Below are 21655 nucleotides of genomic sequence, written 5' to 3' on the forward strand. Positions count from 1 at the left end.
TCAACACGACAATCTCTCCAGCGACCACAAGAGAGGTTCGTCTATAACGTGAAGCGTCGGGCGAATCCAAACCATCCCTGGCCATGAATCCGCTCACACTCAGCAGCCCTAAACCTCCCTCCCCACCTCCGCCAGTGCCGCCTGCACCAAGGGATGCAGGGAGGCGCCGCCATGTTCTACCTGCCAGGCCATGAGTTCGATGCGCATGGCGGGAGTCCAAAAGCTTTGCAGGTGTTGGCGCACGCCATGCACAGCTTCTGCGTTGTCCGGCTCGGAGTCGAAGAACTGGGCGATCTGGTTGGCCATTTTGATCAGGTTTTCGCTGCTCATCTACGTACCTCTGCTTTCTCGGCGCGGCGGCGCTCGTTGAGCAGGCGCCGTTGTTCGTCGCTGAACGCCTGGTAGCGTTTTTGCCATTCGGAAGGTTGGTAGACCCGCGAGACTTCCACCGCCGTGACCTTGTATTCCGGGCAGTTGGTGGCCCAGTCGGAGTTGTCCGTGGTGATCACGTTGGCCCCCGATTCGGGGAAGTGGAAGGTGGTGTAGACCACGCCCGGTGCCACCCGCTCGCTGACCTTGGCGCGCAGCACAGTCTGCCCGGCGCGGCTGCCGACGCCGACCCAGTCGCCATCGGCGATGCCGCGGCTCTCGGCATCGGTCGGGTGGATTTCCAGGCGGTCTTCCCCGTGCCAAGCGACGTTGTCGGTACGCCGGGTCTGGGCGCCGACGTTGTACTGGCTGAGGATGCGGCCGGTGGTCAACAGCAGCGGGTAGCGGCTATTGACCTTCTCCTCGGTGGGCACGTAGCCGGTGAGCATGAAGCGCCCCTTGCCACGCACGAACTCCTCGATGTGCATGGTCGGCGTGCCGTCCGGCGCGGAGTCGTTGCAGGGCCATTGCAGGCTGCCGTGGCGGTCCAGTTCGGCGTAGCTGACGCGGGTGAAGGTCGGGGTCAAACGGGCAATCTCGTCCATGATCTCGGACGGGTGCTTGTAGTCCATCTTGTAGCCCAGGGCATTGGCCAGGAGCTGGGTCGCTTCCCAGTCGGCCTTGCCGCCCAGCGGCTCCATCACTTTGCGCACGCGGGAAATGCGCCGCTCGGCGTTGGTGAAGGTGCCGTCCTTTTCCAGGAAGGAGCTGCCCGGCAGGAACACATGGGCGAACTTGGCGGTTTCGTTGAGGAAGATGTCCTGCACCACTACGCACTCCATTGCCGACAGCGCGGCAGTGACGTGCTGGGTGTTGGGGTCGCTCTGGGCGATGTCCTCGCCCTGGCAGTACAGCGCCTTGAAGCTACCGCCCAAGGCTGCCTCGAACATATTGGGGATACGCAGGCCGGGATCGGGCTGCAGGGTCACGCCCCAGGCCTGCTCGAACTGGGCGCGCACCGCCTCGTTGGAGACGTGGCGGTAGCCCGGCAGCTCATGGGGGAAGGAGCCCATGTCGCAGGAGCCTTGCACGTTGTTCTGCCCACGCAGCGGGTTCACCCCTACCCCTTCGCGGCCGATGTTGCCGGTGGCCATGGCGAGGTTGGCGATACCCATCACCGCGGTGCTGCCCTGGCTGTGCTCGGTCACACCGAGGCCATAGTAGATCGCCGCGTTGCCGCCGGTGGCATACAGACGCGCAGCGGCGCGGATCTGCGCAGCGGGCACGCCGCAGACCGGACCGAGGATTTCCGGGGAGTTCTCCGACTTGCTGACGAAGTCGCGCCAGCGGGCGAAATCCGCCGCTTCGCAACGAGCATCGACGAAGTCCTGATTGATCAGCCCTTCGGTGACGATCACATGGGCCAAGGCATTGAGCATGGCCACATTGGTGCCAGGGCGCAGCGCCAGATGCAGCTCGGCGCGGGCGTGGGGAGAATCCACCAGGTCAATGCGGCGCGGGTCGATGACGATCAGCCGCGCACCCTCGCGCAGGCGGCGCTTGAGCTGGGAGCCGAAGACGGGATGGGCGTCTGTGGGGTTGGCGCCGATCACCAGGATCACATCGGCCTGCATGATCGAATCGAAGCTCTGGGTGCCGGCCGACTCGCCCAAGGTCTGCTTGAGACCGTAGCCGGTGGGCGAATGGCAAACCCGCGCGCAGGTGTCGACGTTGTTGTTACCGAAGCCCGCGCGTACCAGCTTCTGGACCAAATAGGCTTCTTCGTTGGTGCAACGGCTGGAAGTGATGCCACCGATGGAATCGCGCCCGTACTTGAGCTGGATGCGGCGGAATTCGCTGGCCGCGTAGCTCACCGCCTCGTCCCAGCTGACTTCCTGCCAGGGGTCGTCGATGTGCTTGCGGATCATCGGCTTGGTGATGCGGTCCGGGTGAGTGGCATAGCCCCAGGCGAAACGGCCCTTGACACAAGCGTGGCCATGGTTGGCCCGACCGTTCTTGTCCGGCACCATGCGTACCAGTTGGTCGCCCTTCACCTCGGCGCGGAAGGAACAGCCCACGCCGCAGTAGGCGCAGGTGGTGATGATACTGCGCTCCGGCTGGCCCTTCTCCACCACGCTCTTTTCCATCAGCGTGGCGGTCGGGCAAGCCTGCACGCAGGCGCCGCAGGACACGCATTCGGAGTCGAGGAAGTTCTCGCCACCGGCCGCTGCCACGCGGGATTCGAAGCCGCGACCGCTGATGGTCAGGGCGAAGGTGCCCTGGGTTTCCTCGCAGGCGCGCACGCAGCGGTTGCAGACGATGCACTTGCTCGGGTCGTAGTCGAAATAGGGATTGGAGACATCCTTGGCCTCCTCCAGGTGGTTGGCGCCGTCATAGCCGTAACGCACTTCGCGCAGGCCCACCTGCCCCGCCACCGTCTGCAGTTCGCAGTTGCCGTTCGCCGAGCAGGTCAGGCAATCCAGCGGGTGGTCGGAGATGTACAGCTCCATCACGTTGCGCCGCAAGGTGGCGAGCTTGGAGGTCTGGGTGCGCACCACCATGCCCTCGCTCACCGGTGTAGTGCAGGAGGCCGGATAGCCGCGCATGCCGTCGATTTCCACCAGGCACATGCGACAGGAGCCGAATGCCTCCAGGCTCTCGGTGGCGCAGAGTTTGGGGATGGTGGTACCCAGCAGCGCGGCGGCGCGCATCACCGAGGTGCCCGCGGGCACGCTGATTTCGCGGCCATCGATGGTCAGGCTGACCTGCACCTCGCTTTCGCGGGCCGGGGTGCCGAGGTCGATATCGCTGGCGGGGTCGAAGATGTTGATCATTGGTCGGCCTCCGAAGACTTCAGCCCGAAGTCGGCAGGGAAATGCTTGAGCGCGCTGGTCACCGGGTAGGCAGTCATGCCGCCCAGGGCGCAGAGAGAGCCATAGGTCAGGGTGTCGCAGAGGTCCTTGAGCAGGATCACCTGCTCATCCCGCGCCGCGTCATCCGGCGCCGCCAGCAGGCGATCCACCACTTCGACACCGCGGGTGGAACCAATGCGGCACGGTGTGCACTTGCCACAGGACTCCTCGGCGCAGAACTGCAGGGCGAAACGCGCCATGCGCGCCATGTCCAGACTGTCGTCGGCCAGCACCACACCGCCGTGGCCGAGCATGGCGCCCATGGCGGCGAAGGCCTCGTAGTCCAGTGGGGTATCGAATTGCGACGGCGGCACCCAGGCACCCAGCGGCCCACCCACCTGGGCGGCCTTGATCGGCCGGCCCGTGGCCGTACCGCCACCGTAGTCTTCCACCAACTCGCGCAGGGTCAGGCCGAAGGCCCGCTCCACCAGGCCGCCATGGCGAATGTTGCCGGCCAGCTGGAACGGCATGGTGCCCAGAGAGCGGCCCATACCGAAGTCGCGATAGAACTGCGCGCCACGAGCCAGGATGACCGGCACCGAAGCCAGGGTGAGCACGTTGTGCACCAGGGTCGGCAGGCCGAACAAGCCTTGCAGGGCCGGCAGCGGCGGCTTGGCGCGTACCGTGCCGCGCTTGCCTTCGAGGGAATCCAGCAGGGAGGTTTCCTCGCCGCAGATGTAGGCACCGGCACCGACCCGCACCTCCAGTTCGAAGGCACGTCCGCTTCCCGCCACGTCGGCCCCGAGATAGCCGGCCTCGCGGGCGATGTCGATGGCCGCACGCAGGGTTTGCGCCGCCTGCGGGTACTCCGAGCGCACGTAGATGTAGCCCATGCTGGCACCGACCGCGACGCCGGCGATGGCCATGCCTTCGATCAGCAGGAAGGGGTCGCCTTCCATCAACATGCGGTCGGCGAAAGTGCCGGAATCGCCTTCGTCGGCATTGCACACCACGTATTTCTGCGCGGCCTTGGCCTCGCGCACGGTGCGCCACTTGATGCCGGCCGGGAACGCGGCACCGCCCCGGCCACGCAGGCCGGAGTCCAGCACGGAGGCGACGATTTCCTCGCCGCTCTGGCCGATGACGCGGGCCAGCCCTTCGAAGCCGCCCAGGGCCCGGTAGTCGTCCAGGGACAACGGACGGGTGATGCCGGCGCGGGCGAAGATCAGGCGCTGCTGGCTCTTGAGATAGGGCAATTCCTCCACCGGCCCCAGCGCCAGCGGATGGGCGCTGGCATCGCCCTGCAGGGCATCCAGCAAGGACGGAACATCCTTGGAAGTGACCGGACCGAAGCCCAGGCGGCCGTCGGCGCTTTCAAGCTCCACCAGCGGCTCCAGCCAATAGAGGCCACGGGAACTGGTGCGCTTGAGTTCCAGCGGCAGGTTGCGTCGCTCGGCCTCGCGGACCAGCGCCACGGCCACCTCATCCGCGCCGACTGCGCGGGCAATCGAATCGCCGGGAATGCACAACGTCAGCATGTCCCATCCTCCAGGCAACGGTTGACCAGCTCACGCAGCCCCTCGGGGGTGAGCCGTGCATGCAGTTGGCCATCCAGCTCCAGGGCCGGCGAACAGGCACAGGCGCCCAGGCAATAGACCGGCCGCAGGCTGACCTGCCCGTCGGCCGTGGTGCCGTGGTCGTCCAACCCCAGGTGCTCACGCAACTGCGCGGCCAGTTGCGCGCCGCCCATGCTCTGGCAGGACTCGGCGTGGCACAGGCGCAGGATATGACGCGCCGGCGGCGTGGTGCGGAAGTCGTGGTAGAAGCTGATCACTCCGCGTACTTCGGCCTGGCTGAGGTTGAGGGCATGAGCGATCTCGGGGACGGCGGCATCCGGGATATACCCGAGGCCCTCCTGGATGGCATGGAGGATCGGCAACAGGGCACCGGGGGTGTCCTTTTCGCGCTCCAGCACGCTGAGAATCAGGGGCAGGTGAAGTGTCTCGTCAGGCATGCAGCGTTTTCCTCGGCATCACGGACGACGCTGACCCATACCGGCGGCCATCCGGAAATCTTCGGCTGCAGCGTACGCCACGTCACGGCAGCGTGACCTCGCTGAGCCATCCTTGTGCATCGCCCAGGCTTCTTCGTGCACTGGTACGGAGCATTGGGGCAGCTTGCCATTCCCAGCGCCTGGAAATTGCCCCTGAACGACCCCCCACATCCTGAAACCGACCCCCGATAAAAGGAGCGGAAACCGCGATGCAGACCTGCCGCTATCCGAAAGCGTAGTACCCCGCCGCAAGCACGCTGGACCCCACGCGCAGGACGGCAACGCAGCGCTTGTTCCCTCGACGCGAGCCCCTTACCCTCTCGCCTCGAACAGCCAACCCGGATACGCCCATGACAGACGCCCCTCTCTACCTTCTCGACCAACTGGAAACCGCCGACATGCTGGAAATCGACGGTCTGCACGCCTGGCAGTTCAGCCTCGACGAAGGGCTGCTGGACCAGGCCGATGCCGCTGCGGAAGCCGACCAGCCCTTCGCCAGCGAGGAAACCGTACTCACCATCGAAGCCCTGGACGGCCGCGACCGCCGCACGTGGCGTTTCAGCTACAACCAGGTGATGGAAGCCGAATATCGAGCCGAGGAAGATGTGTGGATGCTCGACGGGGGCCAGCATCGGGTGAGGTGTTTGGGGGCTGTTACTGCCGATGACGAGTCGGAATAAAAAGTTTGGTCCATTACTGTTTCATGTAAAACCAGCTTAACGATTAGATCCCACCTCGCAACAAGGCCGCCAACAGCCTTTGCAAGCGAAGCATTTTTAATCTGTCCCAGACGGATAAGCCACTTTCACATCAGGGATTGGCATCTATGGCAACTCATAACTGGAACGGTCATACGATTGAAGTTAAAAGCCACGCAAGCCCTCTCCTACTGTGGTTCGGAATTTCGTTTTCGGTTGCTATAGATGGTTCAGAAAGATTCTCTTCTCCGAAGCATTTTGAAGGGCTACGCTCCACTATTCCCTTCAAGTTCCTGCATAACGGGAATCTTGTTGAGGGCCACGTTGTGTCAGGGCGACCATGCTCCGTACTCCATGCGGTTTATCGTGTGATGATCGATAACAATGAAGTAGCCAGAGGATCAGTCAGAGCCTCCAACTGGTATATAACCTACGCGATTATGGGAGTAACTCTGATTGCAATGATGAAGTGGCTCTTGTGAGCCTTTCGTATCGACTAACCATGATCGAACTCTAGGCCAGTGCGGCATTGAATCTCGTCCGCGGACCGATGGAACATCTCCCCGCTACGCGACAAGCGCCTCCGGTGGTAGGATGCGCGCCCCATGCGCATCCCTGAAATCCAACAACGCCTCGCCGATCTCGGCGCCAATCCCCGGCATGCCGGGCGGATCGTCCGTGCCTGGCTGAAGGGCCTGCCCCTCGATAGCGGCCGGCGCCACCAACAGGCGGAAAACTTCCTGCCGCTCAGCGTGCGCGAGGCGCTTCCTGCGCTGTCCGAACAACTCGCCGGGCTGGCGCGGTTGCGCTCGGAACATCCGGCCGCCGACGGTTCCGCCCGGTTGCTGGTGGAGCTGAACGACAGCCAGATGGTGGAAAGCGTGCTACTGCCGCGCGACGGGTTGTGCGTCTCGACCCAGGTGGGTTGCGCGGTGGGCTGTGTATTCTGCATGACCGGCAAGAGCGGCCTGCTGCGCCAGGTGAGCAGCGCCGAGATCGTCGCTCAGGTCGCCCTCGCCCGGCGCTTCCGCCCGGTGAAGAAGGTGGTGTTCATGGGCATGGGTGAGCCGGCGCACAACCTGGATAACGTGCTGGAAGCCATCGACCTGCTCGGTACCGAGGGCGGCATCGGTCACAAGAACCTGGTGTTCTCCACCGTCGGCGACATGCGCGTGTTCGAGCGCCTGCCGCAGCAGCGGGTCAAACCCGGCCTCGCCCTATCCCTGCACACCACCGACGCCGCGCTGCGCGAGAAGCTGCTGCCGCGCGCACCGAAAATCGCTCCCCAGGAGCTGGTCGAACTGGGCGAGGCCTATGCCCGTCAGGTCGGCTACCCGATCCAGTACCAGTGGACGCTGCTCAAAGGCATCAACGACAGCCAGGAAGAAATGGACGGCATCCTGCGCCTGCTCAAGGGCAGGTATGCGGTGATGAACCTGATTCCCTACAACAGCCTGGAAATGGACGACTACCAGCGCCCGGACGGCGAGCGCATCGTGCAGATGGTGCGCTACCTGCACAGTCGTGGCGTGTTGACCAAGGTGCGCAACTCGGCGGGCCAGGATATCGACGGCGGCTGCGGCCAACTGCGCGCCCGTGCGGTGGATGTGGTCAATACGCGGCGGTTGCGGAAGCCTGCCTGACGTCCGCCGGGCGAATGAATTCGCCCCTACAGGATGGGCGTGGCGTTCGCATGAGCCCGCCGATGCAACAAACGGTATGGGACGGGAACACCTCCCCTTGGGCAGCTTCTAACAAGGTGTGTCTCTGATTTTCGAGATCGCCCCATGAACATGAGCAGAACCTATCCCGCGACCGAACCGACGCGCGCCGCAGTGGAAGCCCTGGAAGAGCCGACCGTCCTCGAGTTCGGTGCTTCCTGGTGTGGACACTGCCAGGCAGCGCAACCCCTCCTCGCCAAGGCTTTCGCCCGGCACCCGGAAATCCGTCATATCAAGATCGAAGACGGCAAGGGGCGTCCGCTGGGGCGGTCGTTCCGAGTGACGCTGTGGCCGACGCTGATTTTCCTCGACCAGGGCAAGGAGGTGGCGCGGCTGGTCCGGCCAACCGATTCGAGTGCCATCGAACGCGCCTTGGCCCGGATCAGCCTGGCGGCGTAATCCAACGCATTCTGTGGGAGCGAATTCATTCGCGATGGACCCAGCCCCCCTATCGCGGATGAATCCGCCCCCGCAGGCTGCAGCCGCACGGCCCCGCTTTTTGTAGGAACCCGCTCTGCTGACAAGGCCTTGGGGTGGTTCCATTCGCGAGCAGAGCTCGCTCCTACAAACACGCCCGGAGACCACCCGTAGGGGCGAATAAATTCGCCCCTACAAGAGCTGGTTCATACCCGGATCATCCGCCCACGGGCGTCGGTCGCAGGATGAGCACCCCCAGCGGCGGCAGGTTCAGCGACAGGGAAACCGACTCGCCGTGGCTTTCGATGATATCGGTCAGCACGCCGCCGGCATTGCCGACGTTGGAGCCGGCGTAGCATTCGGCGTCGCTGTTGAGCACTTCCATCCAGTGCCCCGCCAGCGGCACGCCGACCCGGTAGCCATGCCGCACCACCGGGGTGAAGTTGGCCACCACCAGCAATGGATGCCCCGTGGAACTCCAGCGCAGCCAGGCATAGACGCTGTTGGCGCGGTCGTCGCCGATCAGCCACTGGAAGCCGCCGGGTTCGCAATCGCGCTCGTACAGCGCCGGTTCCTGGTTGTAGAGCCGGTTGAGGTCGCGCAGCAGGCGCTGCACACCCTGGTGCTCGCCGTAGTTGAGCAGGTACCAGTCCAGTTCGGTGTCGTGGTTCCACTCGCGCCACTGGCCGAACTCGCAGCCCATGAACAGCAGCTTCTTGCCCGGCTGGGTCCACATGAAGCTCAGGTAGGCGCGCAGGTTGGCGAACTTCTGCCAGCGGTCGCCGGGCATCTTGTCCAGTAGCGAGCGTTTGCCGTGCACCACTTCGTCATGGGAGATCGGCAGGATGAAGCGCTCGGAGAAGGCATAGATCAACCCGAAGGTCATCTTGTCGTGATGATAGGAGCGGTGCACCGGGTCTTCGGCCATGTACTTCAGGGTGTCGTGCATCCAACCCATGTTCCACTTGTAGGAGAAGCCCAGCCCGCCCTCCTCGGTCGCCTGGGTCACGCCCGGCCAGGCGGTGGACTCCTCGGCGATCACCAGGGCGCCGGGGGTTTCCAGGGCCACCACGTCGTTCAGGTGACGGAGGAACTCGATGGCCTCCAGGTTCTCGCGCCCACCGTAGCGATTCGGTATCCACTCGCCTTCCTTGCGCGAATAGTCGCGATAGAGCATCGAGGCCACCGCATCCACCCGTAATCCATCGATGTGAAACTGCCGCAGCCAGTGCAAGGCCGAGGCGATCATGAAGCCATGCACCTCGGTACGGCCGAGGTTATAGATGTAGGTGTCCCAGTCCTGGTGGAAGCCCTCGAACGGGTGCTCGTATTCGTACAACGCAGTGCCGTCGAAACGCGCCAGGCCGTGTTCGTCGGTGGGAAAGTGCGCGGGCACCCAGTCGAGGATCACGCCGATGCCGGCCACGTGGCAGGCGTCGATGAAGGCGGCGAAGTCCTGCGGCGTTCCGTAGCGGCCGCTGGGAGCGAACATCGAGAGCGGCTGGTAGCCCCAGGAGCCGCCGAACGGGTGCTCCATGATCGGCAGCAGCTCGATGTGGCTGAAGCCCATGTCGATGACGTAGGGGATCAGCCGTTCCGCCAGCTCGCGCCAGTTGTAGACCTCCCCGCTCTCGCGGCGCCAGGAGCCGGCGTGCAGCTCGTAGATGGACATCGGCGAATTGGCCGCCTGGCGCGAGGCGCGTTGCTGCATCCAGGCTTGGTCGTTCCAGGCGAAATCCAGCGGCTGCGCCACCACCGACGAGGTGCCGGGCGGCGCTTCGGTGGCCAGGGCGACCGGGTCGGCCTTCAGCGGCAACAGGCCGTTGGGGCCAAGGATTTCGTACTGATAGGGTTCGCCCGGCCCCAGGCGCGGGATGAACAGTTCCCACACGCCCGCCGGATAGCGCAGGCGCATGGGATGCCGGCGACCATCCCAACTGTTGAAGTGGCCAACCACCGACACACGCCGGGCATTCGGTGCCCAGACGGCGAAACGCACGCCCTCCACGCCCTCGATGGTCATCGGCTGGGCCCCCAGGCAATGGCCCAGGTCACGGTGATTGCCCTCGGCGAACAGATAGAGGTCCATCTCGCCGAGCAGCGGGCCGAAGCTGTAGGGGTCCTCGGTCTCGTGGTCGCCACCGGCCCAGCGGACGCGCAGGCGATACGGCCGGGTCTCCGGCAGACGACCGACGAACAGGCCCGGCGCCTGCACAGGCTCCAGCTCGGCCAGGGTTTCCCCGTTGTCGCGGGCGATGGCGGTGACACCCAGCGCACCCGGCTGGTAAGTGCGCACCACCAACCCATCGCGTACCGAATGAGGGCCGAGCACGGAGAAAGGATCGGCCAGGGTGGCGCTGACCAGCGCATCCACCACGGCCGTGGAAATCAGCAGCGCCTCGTCCTGCCGGGCGGACTGCGCGAGGCGGTCGATCATGGGTTACCTCCAGCGATGAGCTTATCGGCCAGGGCCGCGAGGCCCTGCAGGGATATGGACAACCAGGCCGGCCGGTTGGCGGCCTCGTAAGCGATTTCGTAGGCGGCCTTCTCCAGGGTGAAGAGATCCAGGGCCGCCTGTTCGCCGCGCTCGTCGCGCCAGCGGTGCGGGATGTCTCCGGCGGCCTGGCGATAGGCCTCGAGGAAGGCCTCGCGGGTGGTGCCGCGGTAGGTCGCGGCGGTCTGGCTGCGAGCGAGGTTGGCCTCTTCCGAACTGTCGGCGCTCTGCGCGCGGCGGATGGCCATGGCGGCGGCGTACTCGATGGAGCGCAGGATGCCGGCGACGTCCTTGTAGGGGCTGTGCTTCGCCCGGCGCTCGTCCAGGGAACGCGCGGGCTCGCCCTCGAAGTCGATGAGATAGGCATCGCCCTGCACCACCAGGATCTGGCCCAGGTGCAGGTCGCCGTGCACACGCATGCGCAAACCGCCAATCGCCCGCTGCGCCAGGCCATCGATGGCCCGCAGCAAGGCATCGCCCTCGCCGATCAGTTGCTCGACGATGACCCCATCCTCGGCACGCAGGCTGTCACGCCGCGCGGCGAGAATCTCCAGGGCCGCGCTCAGTTGCCGGCCGACCGCTTCGCTCCAGGCCTTGGCATCCGTCTCGTCGCTGACCTCCACGGCAAAGGCCGGATCGTCGTTGGCCTGCGCCAGCAGGCTGTGCATCTCGCCCAGGCGCTGGCCGAGCATGCGGGCGAAATTCTCCAGCTCCACCATGGCGCTGAACTGGTTCTCCACTTCGGAAATACCGCCGGCGATGGTGTCGCGGATCGCCCGCTCCAGGGTGTCCTGGGTCCATTCCCAGGCATCGCCCTGGTTGTTCAGGTAGCGCTGCACGATGATCAGCGCATGGGGCGTGCCGTCGGCGGAAACCCTGCGGACCTCGCCGAGCAGCGGCGCGATGTGGGCGAAACCGTGCTCGGTGAGGTAGCGGCCCATTTCCGCCTCGGGATGGACGCCGCCGATGACCCGGCGGATCAGCTTCATCACCAGGGCATCGCCCACCACCACCGAACTGTTCGACTGCTCGGCGGTGAGGTAGCGCGATTCGGCATCCGCCTGCAGCTCCAGGTCGGCGAGCAGCGAAGTGGGCAGGAACTGCACCTCGCCGTCCGGGCAGGCGATGCGCCGCTCCTCGCGCAGCGCCTTGAGCACCTCGCCGATGAAACCGTTGAGGGTGAAGGCATCGGTGATCAGGCCCACCTGGCGCACCCGGCGCAGGCGGGCCATGGCCAGTTGCTGGGGCAAGGCGCCGACCTGATCGTCCTCGCCGAACGTGCCGAACGGCAGCAGGTAGCGCTCCGCCCCCTTGGCGTTCTCGACCTCCACCTCGGCCAGCAGGCACGGCTGCGAACCGGCGCAGAACGGCACACCATAGGCGATCCGGGCGCGCTCGATCTTCTCGTCCTTGGCGGCGTACCAGCGGCGCTTCGGCAGGTAAGCGGGCAAGGCATCCTGCTCCAGAGTGCGCCGCGCCGGACCTTCCAGCAGCTCGCTCATGTCGCGCTTGATCACCACCGTGTTGAAATCCGGCATCGGCTCCGGCGCTTCGGCGTGCCAGGCTGGCATCTGCGCCTGCGGTGCGAGCAGGAACCAGTAGAAGCCATAGGGCGGCAGGGTCAACAGGTAGGTGAGCTGGCCAATCGGCGGGAAAGCGCTGCCACCGACCATCTCCACCGGCACCATGCCGGCGAACAGCGAGAGGTCCAGCTCCACTGCCTGCGCCGAGCGCGAGACGTTGGCCACGCAAAGGATGGTCTCGTTACTGCCGTCGGGCCCGGTGAATTCACGCAAGTAAGCGAGGATGCGCCGGTTGGCCGGGTACAGCAGCTTCAGCGTGCCGCGGCCGAAGGCCTTCTGCTGCTTACGGATCGACAGCATCCGCCGCGTCCAATTCAGCAGCGAATGCGGGTCGCGCAGTTGGGCCTCCACGTTGATGGTCTGGAAGCCGTACAGCGGGTCCATGATCGGCGGCAGCACCAGGCTCGCCGGGTCGGCACGGGAGAAACCGCCGTTGCGGTCGATGCTCCACTGCATCGGCGTACGCACGCCGTCGCGGTCGCCGAGGAAGATGTTGTCGCCCATGCCGATTTCGTCGCCGTAGTAGATCACCGGCGTGCCCGGCATCGACAGCAGCAGGCTGTTGAGCAGCTCGATGCGGCGGCGGTCGCGCTCCATCAGCGGCGCCAGGCGCCGGCGGATGCCCAAGTTGATCCGTGCGCGGCGGTCGGCGGCGTAGTAATTCCAGAGGTAGTCGCGCTCCTTGTCGGTGACCATCTCCAGGGTCAGCTCATCGTGGTTGCGCAGGAAGATCGCCCACTGGCAGTTGGCCGGGATGTCCGGGGTCTGGCGCAGGATGTCGGTGACCGGGAAGCGGTCCTCCTGGGCGATGGCCATGTACATCCGCGGCATCAGCGGGAAGTGGAAGGCCATATGGCATTCGTCGCCGCCACCGCCCTCCTTGCCGCCGAAGTACAACTGGGTGTCTTCCGGCCACTGGTTGGCTTCGGCCAGCAGCATGCGGTCCGGGTAGTTGGCATCGATCTCGGCGCGAATCTTCTTCAGGACCTCATGGGTCTCCGGCAGGTTCTCGTTGTTGGTGCCTTCGCGCTCCACCAGATAGGGAATCGCATCCAGGCGCAGGCCGTCGACACCCAGGTCGAGCCAGTAGCGCATGATGCTGAGCACGGCGCGCAACACCTGCGGGTTATCGAAGTTCAGGTCCGGCTGGTGCGAGTAGAAGCGGTGCCAGAAGTACTGGCCGGCCACCGGGTCCCAGGTCCAGTTGGACTTCTCGGTATCGAGGAAGATGATCCGCGTTTCCGGGTATTTCTGGTCGCTGTCCGACCACACGTAGAAGTTGCGCGCCGACGACCCCGGCCTGGCCTTGCGCGCCCGCTGGAACCAGGGATGCTGGTCCGAGGTGTGGTTGATGACCAGTTCGGTGATCACGCGCAGTCCGCGCTTGTGCGCCTCGGCGATGAAGCGCTTGGCATCGGCCATGCCGCCGTAGTCCGGGTGGATGCCGCGGTACTCGGCGATATCGTAGCCATCGTCGCGACGTGGCGACGGGTAGAACGGCAGGAGCCAGATGGTGTTGACGCCGAGTTGGGCGATGTAGTCGAGCTTGTCGATCAGGCCGGGGAAATCGCCGATCCCGTCATTGTTGGAATCGAAGTACGACTTCACGTGCACCTGGTAGATGATCGCGTCCTTGTACCACAGCGGATCGTCGATAAAGGCAGCCGGTTTGCGGGCGCGGGCTTTCTTCGCTTGAGCCATCTTGCCGTCCTTCTATGGGGCCTCAGCGGGCCGGATGGATACGCCAGATGCCGAACGGCATCGTCGGTTCGAGACGCATCCACTGGGTCTTGCCATACCAGGTCCAGCGGTGCCCGGTCATCAGGTCCTCGCCGTGCATCGCCGCGTCGTCCGGCAGGCCGAACTCCCACAGCGGAATCTCGAAATGCGCCTCCTGGGCGTGGTGCGGGTCGAGGTTCACCACCACCAGCACGAAGTTGCTCAGATCGGCCGTGTGCTTGCCGAAATAGAGAATGTGGTCGTTCCAGGCGTTGTAGAGCTTCAGCCCCAGGTGCGTCTGCAGGGCCGCGTTCTCCCGGCGGATGCGGTTGAGCTGGGCGATCTCGGCGACGATGTTGCCCGGCGCCTGGTAGTCGCGCGGACGGATTTCGTATTTCTCCGAGTCCAGGTATTCCTCCTTGCCCGGCACTGGCGCCGACTCGCACAGCTCGAAGCCCGAATACATGCCCCACAGGCCGGAGCCCATGGTCGCCAGCGCGGCACGGATGAGGAATCCCGGGCGCCCGCTGGTCTGCAGGAAATACGGATTGATATCCGGCGTATTGACGAAGAAGTTCGGCCGGTAGCACTCGCTCAGCGGCGGCCGGTTCAGCTCGGTGAGGTACTCGCTCAGCTCGGTCTTGCTGTTGCGCCAGGTGAAATAGGTGTAGCTCTGGGCGAAGCCGAGCTTGCCCAGGCGCGCCATCATCGCTGGGCGGGTGAACGCCTCGGCGAGAAAAATCACCTCAGGATACTTGGCTCGCACATCGGCGATCAGCCACTCCCAGAACGGCAGCGGCTTGGTATGCGGGTTGTCCACGCGGAACAGCTTGACCCCCTCTTCCACCCAGTGCACCACCACGTCGCGCAACGCCAGCCAGAGATCGGGCATCGCGTCCTTGGCATAGAAATCCACGTTGACGATGTCCTGGTATTTCTTCGGCGGGTTTTCCGCATAGCGGATGCTGCCGTCCGGCCGCCAGGCGAACCAGCCGGGGTGCTGCTTCAGCCAGGGGTGATCGGGCGAGCACTGGATGGCGAAATCCAGGGCGATTTCCAGGCCGTGGTCCGCCGCGGCGGCCACCAGGCGGCGAAAGTCCTCGCGGCTGCCCAATTGCGGGTGGATGGCATCGTGGCCGCCCTCTTCGCTGCCGATGGCATAGGGGCTGCCGGGGTCGTCCGGGCCGGCGTGGAGCGAATTGTTGCGGCCCTTGCGGTGCTTGCGGCCGATGGGGTGGATCGGCGGGAAATACAGCACGTCGAAACACATGTCGCGAATCTTCGGCAGCCGCGCGATCACATCGTCGAAGGTGCCGTGACGGGCCGGGTCGTCGGTCTCCGAACGCGGAAAGAGTTCGTACCAACTGGCGAACTGGGCCAGGGGCCGGTCGACATCCAGCGGGTATTCCGGGCTGCGCACCCGGTGGCGATGGGGATCGGCGGCAGCCATGGCGGCCATCGTTTCACCGGAGAGCAGCAGCGCCACCTTTTCCAGCTCGTGGGGCGCCGCGTTATAGCGTTCGAGCAACTCCACCAGCACCGCCCGGGTCTCGCCCTGGCTGCGCTCGATGGCCTGGACGAACTGCAGCCGCCCCTCTTCCAGCTCCAGGGCAATAGGCACACCGGCGGCGTGCTTCTTGGTCAGCTCGTAACGGTAGGTTTCGAAAATGTCCCACCAGGCCTCGATGGCGAACTGGTGCGGGCCGATCTTGGTCGGGACGAACTGTGCCTGCCACAGATCGTTGCCCAGATGCTTCAGGCGGGTGCGATGCCAGCCCTGCTCGCCTTCGGCGCGCCAGAACAGCGCGGCGGCCAGTTGGTCGTGGCCGTCGGCGAAAATCTTGCTGGAGACGACGACCGGCTGCCCGACGATGGCCTTGGCCGCGAAACGCCCCTGTTCGATGACCGGCGAGGTGGACTCGATGGCAATGCGCGGGGCCGCCATGGCCCTTTCCAGCGCGCTCCGGGAATCGGTTCCGAACGGGGATCTGGCTTCGGCCATCGAGCATTCTCCTTCGCCCTCGGGCGCAACGGCACCTCCCCCTTAGGTTTAGCCGGCACCTGGCTTGTCATGTAGTGGGGGGAGGCGGTGATAGACGGGGACAGCACGAACAAGCCAGCCTGTCTTTTCCGAGCCGTCGAGCGGGCAAAAAGTTCACTGTCCCGCGGCTTCCCACCGATCGCCCGCCCCGCTGCGAACCGGAACTTCTGCTCGTCCGGGCCCCTCCATTGCAGTGGAGACCGCCATTTTCATACGTAGGGAGGAGACAGCCATGTCGCAACACCGTCCTGACGTTCCGCAGCCCGACCCGGTCGTACACGACAACCCGGGCGACGTTCCCCAGGTCCCGGAATACGAACCGCTCGACGACCAGCCAGGCGTGCCGCTGGTCGGCGAAAAGATTCCGGACAGCGAGCCTTCCACCTACTGAACACGCCACCACGCACCGCCACGGACAACGAGGCAGGGATGCCGCCTCAATCGACCCGTACGGGGAAAACGCTATGAAAGGCATATGGCACAGGAATGGCCTGTCGTTGAGTCTCTTCGGCCTGTTCCTGATATTTCAGATCGGTCTAAGCCTGGTCGGTTTCGAGCAGCACAACCAAGACCAGATCAGCCACCAGCAACCCACGCTCGGCTACCTCGCCTACCTGACCAGCGATCACTTCATGGAGGCGACCATGGAGAATTGGGAGAGCGAGTTCCTGCAGATGTTCGCCTATGTCCTGCTCACCGCTTACCTGTTCCAGAAAGGCTCGGCCGAATCGCGGCCGTTCGGCGACACGCCGCCCTCCAATGTCCCCCCGTACGAGGTCAACCCGGACGCACCATGGCCGGTCCGGCGTGGCGGATGGGTGCTCAGGCTCTACGAGTACTCGCTCAGCATCGCGCTGTTCGTGCTCTTCCTGCTCTCTTTCTTCCTCCATGCCGTCAGCGGGGCCCGCGAGTTCAGCCAGGAGGAGCTGCTCCACGGCGGTACGGCGGTCACCACCCTGGAGTATCTGGGCACCGCCCAGTTCTGGTTCGAATCGCTACAGAACTGGCAGAGCGAGTTCTTTTCCATCGGCTTCATGGTGGTACTCAGCATCTTCCTGCGACAGAAAGGCTCGCCGGAGTCGAAAGCCGTCGACGCGCCCCACAGTAAAACCGGGAATGAATGAGGGAAAAATGCGTAAAACAACAATTACGCAATCGCATATGTTCAGCGAATAAATAGCGAAAAATATTATGAACCTTTTTCTGCCGCTTGCTTCTCACTTTATGAGGCGTCGAAGACGTCCTTAATAGCCCAGCTTCCGTTGGGCAAATTCCTTTTTGAATGCACAGAGGAGTACTCGCAATGGCAGAACATCGCGGTGGTCGTGGCAACTTTGCTGAAGATCCGCAACGCGCATCGGAAGCGGGTCAGAAAGGTGGCCAAGTTAGCGGCGGCAACTTCAAGAATGACCCGGAGCGCGCCTCCGAGGCAGGCCGCAAAGGTGGCAAGAACAGCCATGGCGGACGCAACAACAGCTAAGGCTGGCGTCCGGCCTAGGGGCAGGGATGCCCCACTTTTTTATATCTGTTCCCGCTCTCTTTTTAATTAGCAATTCAATTCGAAGCAAAAATATCAAAGCGATATCAGGGTGATTTCAAAACGAGCGAAACGGATAAAATTGACACCCTGACAACAACAACGAAGCGGCAAAAAGTTGATAGCGCAACGCAATCAATTTCTCCTCCCCCCGAATTCCAAACACAAACAATCGCCGGGCAAATCAAGTTTGCCCGGCGATTGTTTGCTGTTCTGAAAAATCGATGTCAGCCGGCCTTCTTCTTCTCGCCCTTCGCAGGGGCTGCCTTGCGCGTGCGCTTGGCGGCCGGCTTGCTCTTGCTCTCTTCCTTGGGTGCCGTCTTGGCGCGGCTGGAGCCGCCTGCCTTGTCGCCGGCCTTGCCTGCGCCCTTGCCACTACCGCCCAGGCTGCGCTTGAGCAGCTCGGTCAAGTCGATGACATCGGCGCTACGGCGCTCGTCAGGCTCCTCAGCAGCGCGTACCGACTCGATCTTGCCCTCGGTGGCCTTGCGCTCGACCAGGGCCATGATCTGTTCCTCGAAGCTGTCGCGGTACTGCTCGGGGTTCCACTCCTCGCTCATGTCCTCGACCAGCCGCCGGGCCATGTCCAACTCCCGCTCCGCCAGCTTGGCGTTCACCGCCTCGTCCTTCAGATCGATCGCCTCCACCCCGCGTACTTCATCGGCCCAGCGCAAGGTATTGAGCACCAGCGCCGGACCGAGCGGCATCACCACCGCCAGGTGCTGCTTGGAGCGCAGCACCACATTGGCCAGGCCGACCTTGCCAGTGGATTCCAGGGTCTCGCGCAGCAGCGCATAGACCTTCTCGCCGCGCCGGTCCGGCGTCAGGTAGTACGGCGTGTCGATATACAGGAAGGGAATCGTCTCGGCATCGACGAAGGCAATGATGTCCACCGTCTGCGTGGCCTTGGGGTGCGCCGCGCGGATCTCCTCCTCACTGATCACCACGTAGCGCCCCTTCTCGTACTCGATGCCCTTGACGATGTTCTCCTTCTCGATTTCCTTCCCGGTGATCTTGTTGACCCGCTTGTAGCCCACCGGGTCCATGCTGCGCTTGTCCAGCCAGTCGAAATCGATGCCCTTGCGGGTCGTCGCCGGCACCAGCGACACCGGAATGTGCACCAGGCCGAAGCTGACCGCGCCTTTCCAGATCACACGAGGCATGCCGTGCCCTCCCGCTCGCGACGGATCAACCGTTGACCACCGAACCGCCGTTGATATGCATCACCTGGCCGCTGACGTAGGACGAATCGTTGCAGGCCAGGTAGACATAGGCCGGCGCCAGTTCTTCCGGCTGGCCGGGGCGGCCCATCGGGGTGTTGGCGCCGAATTCGGAGACCGTCTTCTCGTTGAAGGTGGACGGAATCAGCGGGGTCCAGATCGGCCCCGGCGCCACCGCGTTCACGCGGATACCGCGCGAGACGAGGTTCAGCGACAGCGAACGGGTGAAGGCGGTGATCGCGCCCTTGGTGGTCGAGTAATCGATCAGCGTCGGGTTACCCTTGTAGGCGGTGATCGAGGTGGTATTGATGATCGCCGCACCGGACTGCAAATGCGGCAACGCCGCCTTGGTCAGCAGGAACATGCCGAAGATGTTGGTGCGGAAGGTGCGCTCCCACTGCTCGTCGCTGATGTCTTCCAGGCGCTGTTGCGGGTGCTGCTCGGCGGCATTGTTCACCAGGATGTCGAGGTGGCCGAAGGTGCTCATCGCCTGCTCAACCGCCTTGCGGCAGAAGGCGGGGTCGCCGATGTCGCCGGCGATGGTCAGGCAGCGGCGCCCGAGCTTCTCGATCTCGCGGCGGGTTTCTTCGGCGTCTTCGCGCTGGTCGAGATAGAGCACCACGACGTCCGCGCCCTCCTTCGCATAGGTCACCGCCACGGCACGGCCGATGCCGCTGTCCGCCCCACTGATCATCGCCACCTTGCCTTCCAGCTTGCCCGCCGCCTTGTACTCTTCGGCCTTATAGTCGGGGCGCGGATGCATCAGACTTTCCTTGCCGGGCGTACGTTCCTGGTGTTGTGGCGGCATGGTTTGCTTGGCTTGAGACATGCTGTTTTCCTCCCGTCGTCGAAAATCCAACCTGTCTTTGGAGGACTGACGGCGGGCCGGAAAAGTTTCCCCTTTCCTGACCGGGGGGCGCCTCTCGCCCGCGTGGGAGAGGCTGGCGATCATCGCAAGCGGATCACGCCGCTCGTCCCTCCAGACAGGCCACCAACATGGCCCTGGCCATCTCTATCAGATAGCCGCAGGCATCGCCATGCTCGCTGCCCTCCAGGCTCGCCAAGGCTTGGGCGGCGTCCAGCAGGTGGCAGGCGCTTTCCAGGGCATCGGTCAGAGGGGATGCCGGGTTGGACCAAGAAGAGGTGGCGAGTGCCGTCGCTGCAGGGGTGGATGGGTTGGGAGATGGTTCCGAAGGGATGTTGCATGATGAGGCTTCTAGCAGGGTATGGAACCGTCACACTTGCGGGCCAAGCAAGAATAGGTGACGGATTGCGCAGGGTTGGCCGACCGAGTGCTAGGTACCTCGGCACACCCGAAGGTGTCCCCACGCAACCCGCCATAAAACGCACGTTGCAGACGCGAAAGTGCGTCAGCAGGCAGGGAGAGTTGCTGAACCTAACAAAGTCGGGCAGCCAAGCCCGTCCACGGATTTTGCCGCGGCGGCGGCCGCTATAGGACGTAGGCAAAGAAACGGGCAAGCGCACATTGCTGTGGGAGAATTAATTCGCAATCTTGCTTGCACGATGTTGCTGATGAGTCCGCGGCTATTCGCAACTCCGCCCCCTCACCCTCCGCCGGGCGCCCCCAGCCCTCTCCCCAAAGGGGCGAGGGGGTAGTTCGTGCGGGCGTTCAACTTCGCGGTATACCTGTTAGGGACGAATTTATTCGCCCAGCGATGCTTCGGTCGCGGCTCGCTGAGCGCGACACCCGTCCGCGTTTCGTAGGAGCCAGCTCTGCTGGCGAAGCTCTTGCACTTCACATTCGCAAACAGACTCCGCCCAACACTCACTCCACTTGCAACACCACCCGGCCGCGGCTCGGGCAGGTTTCCATATAGCGGTGGGCGTCCTGCACCTTGTCGAAGGCGAACACCCGGTCGATCTGCGGGGTGAGCAGCCGGTCGGCGGTCATCTGGTTGATCCGCGCCAGGGCACGTTCCAACGCCTCTCGTTCCTGAACGATGCCCAGTTCGGGGTCGCCAGTGAAGTCGAAGACGCAGTGGACGAAGAACTTAAAGTTCTTTTTGAACGCCGCACAGGCTGGGAACGGTGTCTGGTTACCGCCGTTGAGGCCGTAAAGGATCAGCTTGCCGCATGGCGCCATCACATCGCCGAGCATGCACATCTGCGGGCCGCCCAGGGCGTCGAAGACCACCTCGACGCCACGGCTGTCGGTGAGTTTGGCGATGCGCCCGACGAGGTCTTCCTCTTCGGTATTGATCACCTTGTCCGCGCCGAGCTGGGTCAGGTATTCGCGATCGTCTTCCGTCGACGTGGTGGTGATCACCTGGGCGCCCATGGCCTTGGCCAACTGGATCGCGGCCGGGCCGGAACAGCGGCTGCCGTCGGTCACCAGCACGCGCTGGCCGGGTTGCAGGCGGGCCAGTTCGGCGAAGGCGAAATAGGCGATCAGCAGCGGCGTGTAGTGGACGCTGGCCTCGACGGGGGTCAGCAGGTCCGGATAGCGGGTCAGCGCGGTACGCGGCATCAGCATGCAATCGCCGTAGGCCGGGTACTGGTTGACGCTGTGCGCCGGGAAGCTGGCGACACGCGTGCCCACCGACAGGTCGTCGACGCCCTCGCCCACGGCGAGCACCTCGCCCGCCAATTCATGGCCGAGCCCGGCAGGAAGCCGTGCATGTTGCGGAGCCAGGTCCTGGCGCCAGAGCACGTCGCTCCAGCTCACACCGATGGCCGCCACGCGGATCAGCACCTCGCCCGGCCCCGGCTGCGGCGTGGGTTGCTCTTCGAATTTGAGCACGTCGGCCTGGCCGAACTGATGAAAACGGATCACCCGGGACATTGCTACCTCACGGATTGACACTTCATTGCTTGGGGACTCTAGCCCCTGTCGTTCGACAAAACTACCCGCCCGGATCGATAGTTGTCATGCCTGAGAGTGATTCAAGGCGGCAGCGGGAGCGCATTATGGGCTCCCGTGCGATGGTTTC

The 21655-nt window shown here is 64.2% G+C and carries 16 protein-coding genes; 6 read left to right on the forward strand and 10 right to left on the reverse strand.

Going from position 1 to position 21655, the window contains the following annotated elements; all coding sequences use genetic code 11:
* Nucleotides 1-108: 108 nt before the first annotated feature.
* Genes PIN01S_RS08710 through PIN01S_RS08725 form a run of 4 tightly spaced genes read right to left on the reverse strand, consistent with a single transcriptional unit; the run spans nucleotide 109 to nucleotide 5235 of the window.
* The gene (locus tag PIN01S_RS08710; protein ID WP_084335268.1) at nucleotides 109-330 is read right to left on the reverse strand and encodes a formate dehydrogenase subunit delta; all 222 of its coding nucleotides are present in this window, start codon (nucleotides 328-330) and stop codon (nucleotides 109-111) included.
* On the reverse strand, nucleotides 327-3203 hold the full coding sequence (gene fdhF / locus PIN01S_RS08715; RefSeq protein WP_084335269.1) for a formate dehydrogenase subunit alpha: 2877 nt from the start codon (nucleotides 3201-3203) through the stop codon (nucleotides 327-329). Before fdhF ends, PIN01S_RS08710 begins: the two co-directional genes overlap by 4 nt.
* Entirely contained in the window at nucleotides 3200-4759 is a 1560-nt protein-coding gene (locus tag PIN01S_RS08720) for a formate dehydrogenase beta subunit (RefSeq protein WP_084335270.1), read from the reverse strand. Before PIN01S_RS08720 ends, fdhF begins: the two co-directional genes overlap by 4 nt.
* Complete coding sequence (locus PIN01S_RS08725) at nucleotides 4753-5235, reverse strand: formate dehydrogenase subunit gamma (protein ID WP_084335271.1); 483 nt, start codon at nucleotides 5233-5235, stop codon at nucleotides 4753-4755. Before PIN01S_RS08725 ends, PIN01S_RS08720 begins: the two co-directional genes overlap by 7 nt.
* A 389-nt stretch (nucleotides 5236-5624) precedes the next feature.
* On the opposite strand from PIN01S_RS08725, the gene PIN01S_RS08730 reads away from it, so the two are divergent.
* The 3 genes from PIN01S_RS08730 (at nucleotide 5625) to PIN01S_RS08740 (ending at nucleotide 8092) form a co-directional block, all read left to right on the forward strand.
* A complete protein-coding gene (locus tag PIN01S_RS08730) occupies nucleotides 5625-5954 on the forward strand; it encodes a DUF5629 family protein (protein WP_084335272.1) in 330 nt (109 codons plus the stop codon).
* 623 nt (nucleotides 5955-6577) lie between these two features.
* The gene (locus PIN01S_RS08735) at nucleotides 6578-7615 is read left to right on the forward strand and encodes an RNA methyltransferase (RefSeq protein ID WP_084335273.1); all 1038 of its coding nucleotides are present in this window, start codon (nucleotides 6578-6580) and stop codon (nucleotides 7613-7615) included.
* Nucleotides 7616-7759: 144 nt separating this feature from the next.
* The gene (locus tag PIN01S_RS08740) at nucleotides 7760-8092 is read left to right on the forward strand and encodes a thioredoxin family protein (protein ID WP_084335274.1); all 333 of its coding nucleotides are present in this window, start codon (nucleotides 7760-7762) and stop codon (nucleotides 8090-8092) included.
* Nucleotides 8093-8327: 235 nt separating this feature from the next.
* On the opposite strand, the gene glgB is transcribed toward PIN01S_RS08740, so the two are convergent.
* From glgB to PIN01S_RS08755, 3 genes are read right to left on the reverse strand one after another with little or no spacing between them, the layout of a single operon-like run.
* Nucleotides 8328-10547 (reverse strand): 1,4-alpha-glucan branching protein GlgB, encoded by a 2220-nt coding sequence (glgB, locus tag PIN01S_RS08745; protein WP_084335275.1) that lies wholly within the window; start codon nucleotides 10545-10547, stop codon nucleotides 8328-8330.
* Complete coding sequence (gene treS, locus PIN01S_RS08750) at nucleotides 10544-13888, reverse strand: maltose alpha-D-glucosyltransferase (RefSeq protein ID WP_084335276.1); 3345 nt, start codon at nucleotides 13886-13888, stop codon at nucleotides 10544-10546. The genes glgB and treS overlap by 4 nt, the downstream gene beginning before the upstream one ends.
* A 22-nt stretch (nucleotides 13889-13910) precedes the next feature.
* The gene (locus PIN01S_RS08755) at nucleotides 13911-15851 is read right to left on the reverse strand and encodes an alpha-1,4-glucan--maltose-1-phosphate maltosyltransferase (protein WP_244506029.1); all 1941 of its coding nucleotides are present in this window, start codon (nucleotides 15849-15851) and stop codon (nucleotides 13911-13913) included.
* A 328-nt stretch (nucleotides 15852-16179) separates the two neighbouring features.
* On the opposite strand from PIN01S_RS08755, the gene PIN01S_RS26730 reads away from it, so the two are divergent.
* The 3 genes from PIN01S_RS26730 (at nucleotide 16180) to PIN01S_RS08765 (ending at nucleotide 17427) form a co-directional block, all read left to right on the forward strand.
* Complete coding sequence (locus PIN01S_RS26730; RefSeq protein ID WP_169715807.1) at nucleotides 16180-16338, forward strand: hypothetical protein; 159 nt, start codon at nucleotides 16180-16182, stop codon at nucleotides 16336-16338.
* Between the two features lie 73 nt (nucleotides 16339-16411).
* On the forward strand, nucleotides 16412-17071 hold the full coding sequence (locus tag PIN01S_RS08760; protein ID WP_084335278.1) for a DUF6766 family protein: 660 nt from the start codon (nucleotides 16412-16414) through the stop codon (nucleotides 17069-17071).
* 179 nt (nucleotides 17072-17250) lie between these two features.
* Nucleotides 17251-17427 carry a con-10 family general stress protein gene (locus PIN01S_RS08765; RefSeq protein ID WP_084335279.1) on the forward strand — a complete coding sequence of 59 codons (177 nt, stop codon included), beginning with the start codon at nucleotides 17251-17253 and terminating at the stop codon, nucleotides 17425-17427.
* Nucleotides 17428-17711: 284 nt separating this feature from the next.
* Here PIN01S_RS08765 and ku read toward each other — a convergent pair whose 3' ends face one another.
* From ku to PIN01S_RS08780, 3 genes are all read right to left on the reverse strand, one after another.
* Entirely contained in the window at nucleotides 17712-18647 is a 936-nt protein-coding gene (gene ku, locus PIN01S_RS08770; protein WP_084335280.1) for a non-homologous end joining protein Ku, read from the reverse strand.
* A 25-nt stretch (nucleotides 18648-18672) separates the two neighbouring features.
* On the reverse strand, nucleotides 18673-19533 hold the full coding sequence (locus tag PIN01S_RS08775) for an SDR family oxidoreductase (RefSeq protein ID WP_084335281.1): 861 nt from the start codon (nucleotides 19531-19533) through the stop codon (nucleotides 18673-18675).
* A gap of 957 nt (nucleotides 19534-20490) precedes the next feature.
* A complete protein-coding gene (locus tag PIN01S_RS08780) occupies nucleotides 20491-21507 on the reverse strand; it encodes a zinc-dependent alcohol dehydrogenase family protein (RefSeq protein WP_084335282.1) in 1017 nt (338 codons plus the stop codon).
* Nucleotides 21508-21655 lie beyond the last annotated feature (148 nt).

It is taken from the genome of Pseudomonas indica NBRC 103045, assembly GCF_002091635.1.
GTDB classification, from domain to species: domain Bacteria; phylum Pseudomonadota; class Gammaproteobacteria; order Pseudomonadales; family Pseudomonadaceae; genus Pseudomonas_M; species Pseudomonas_M indica.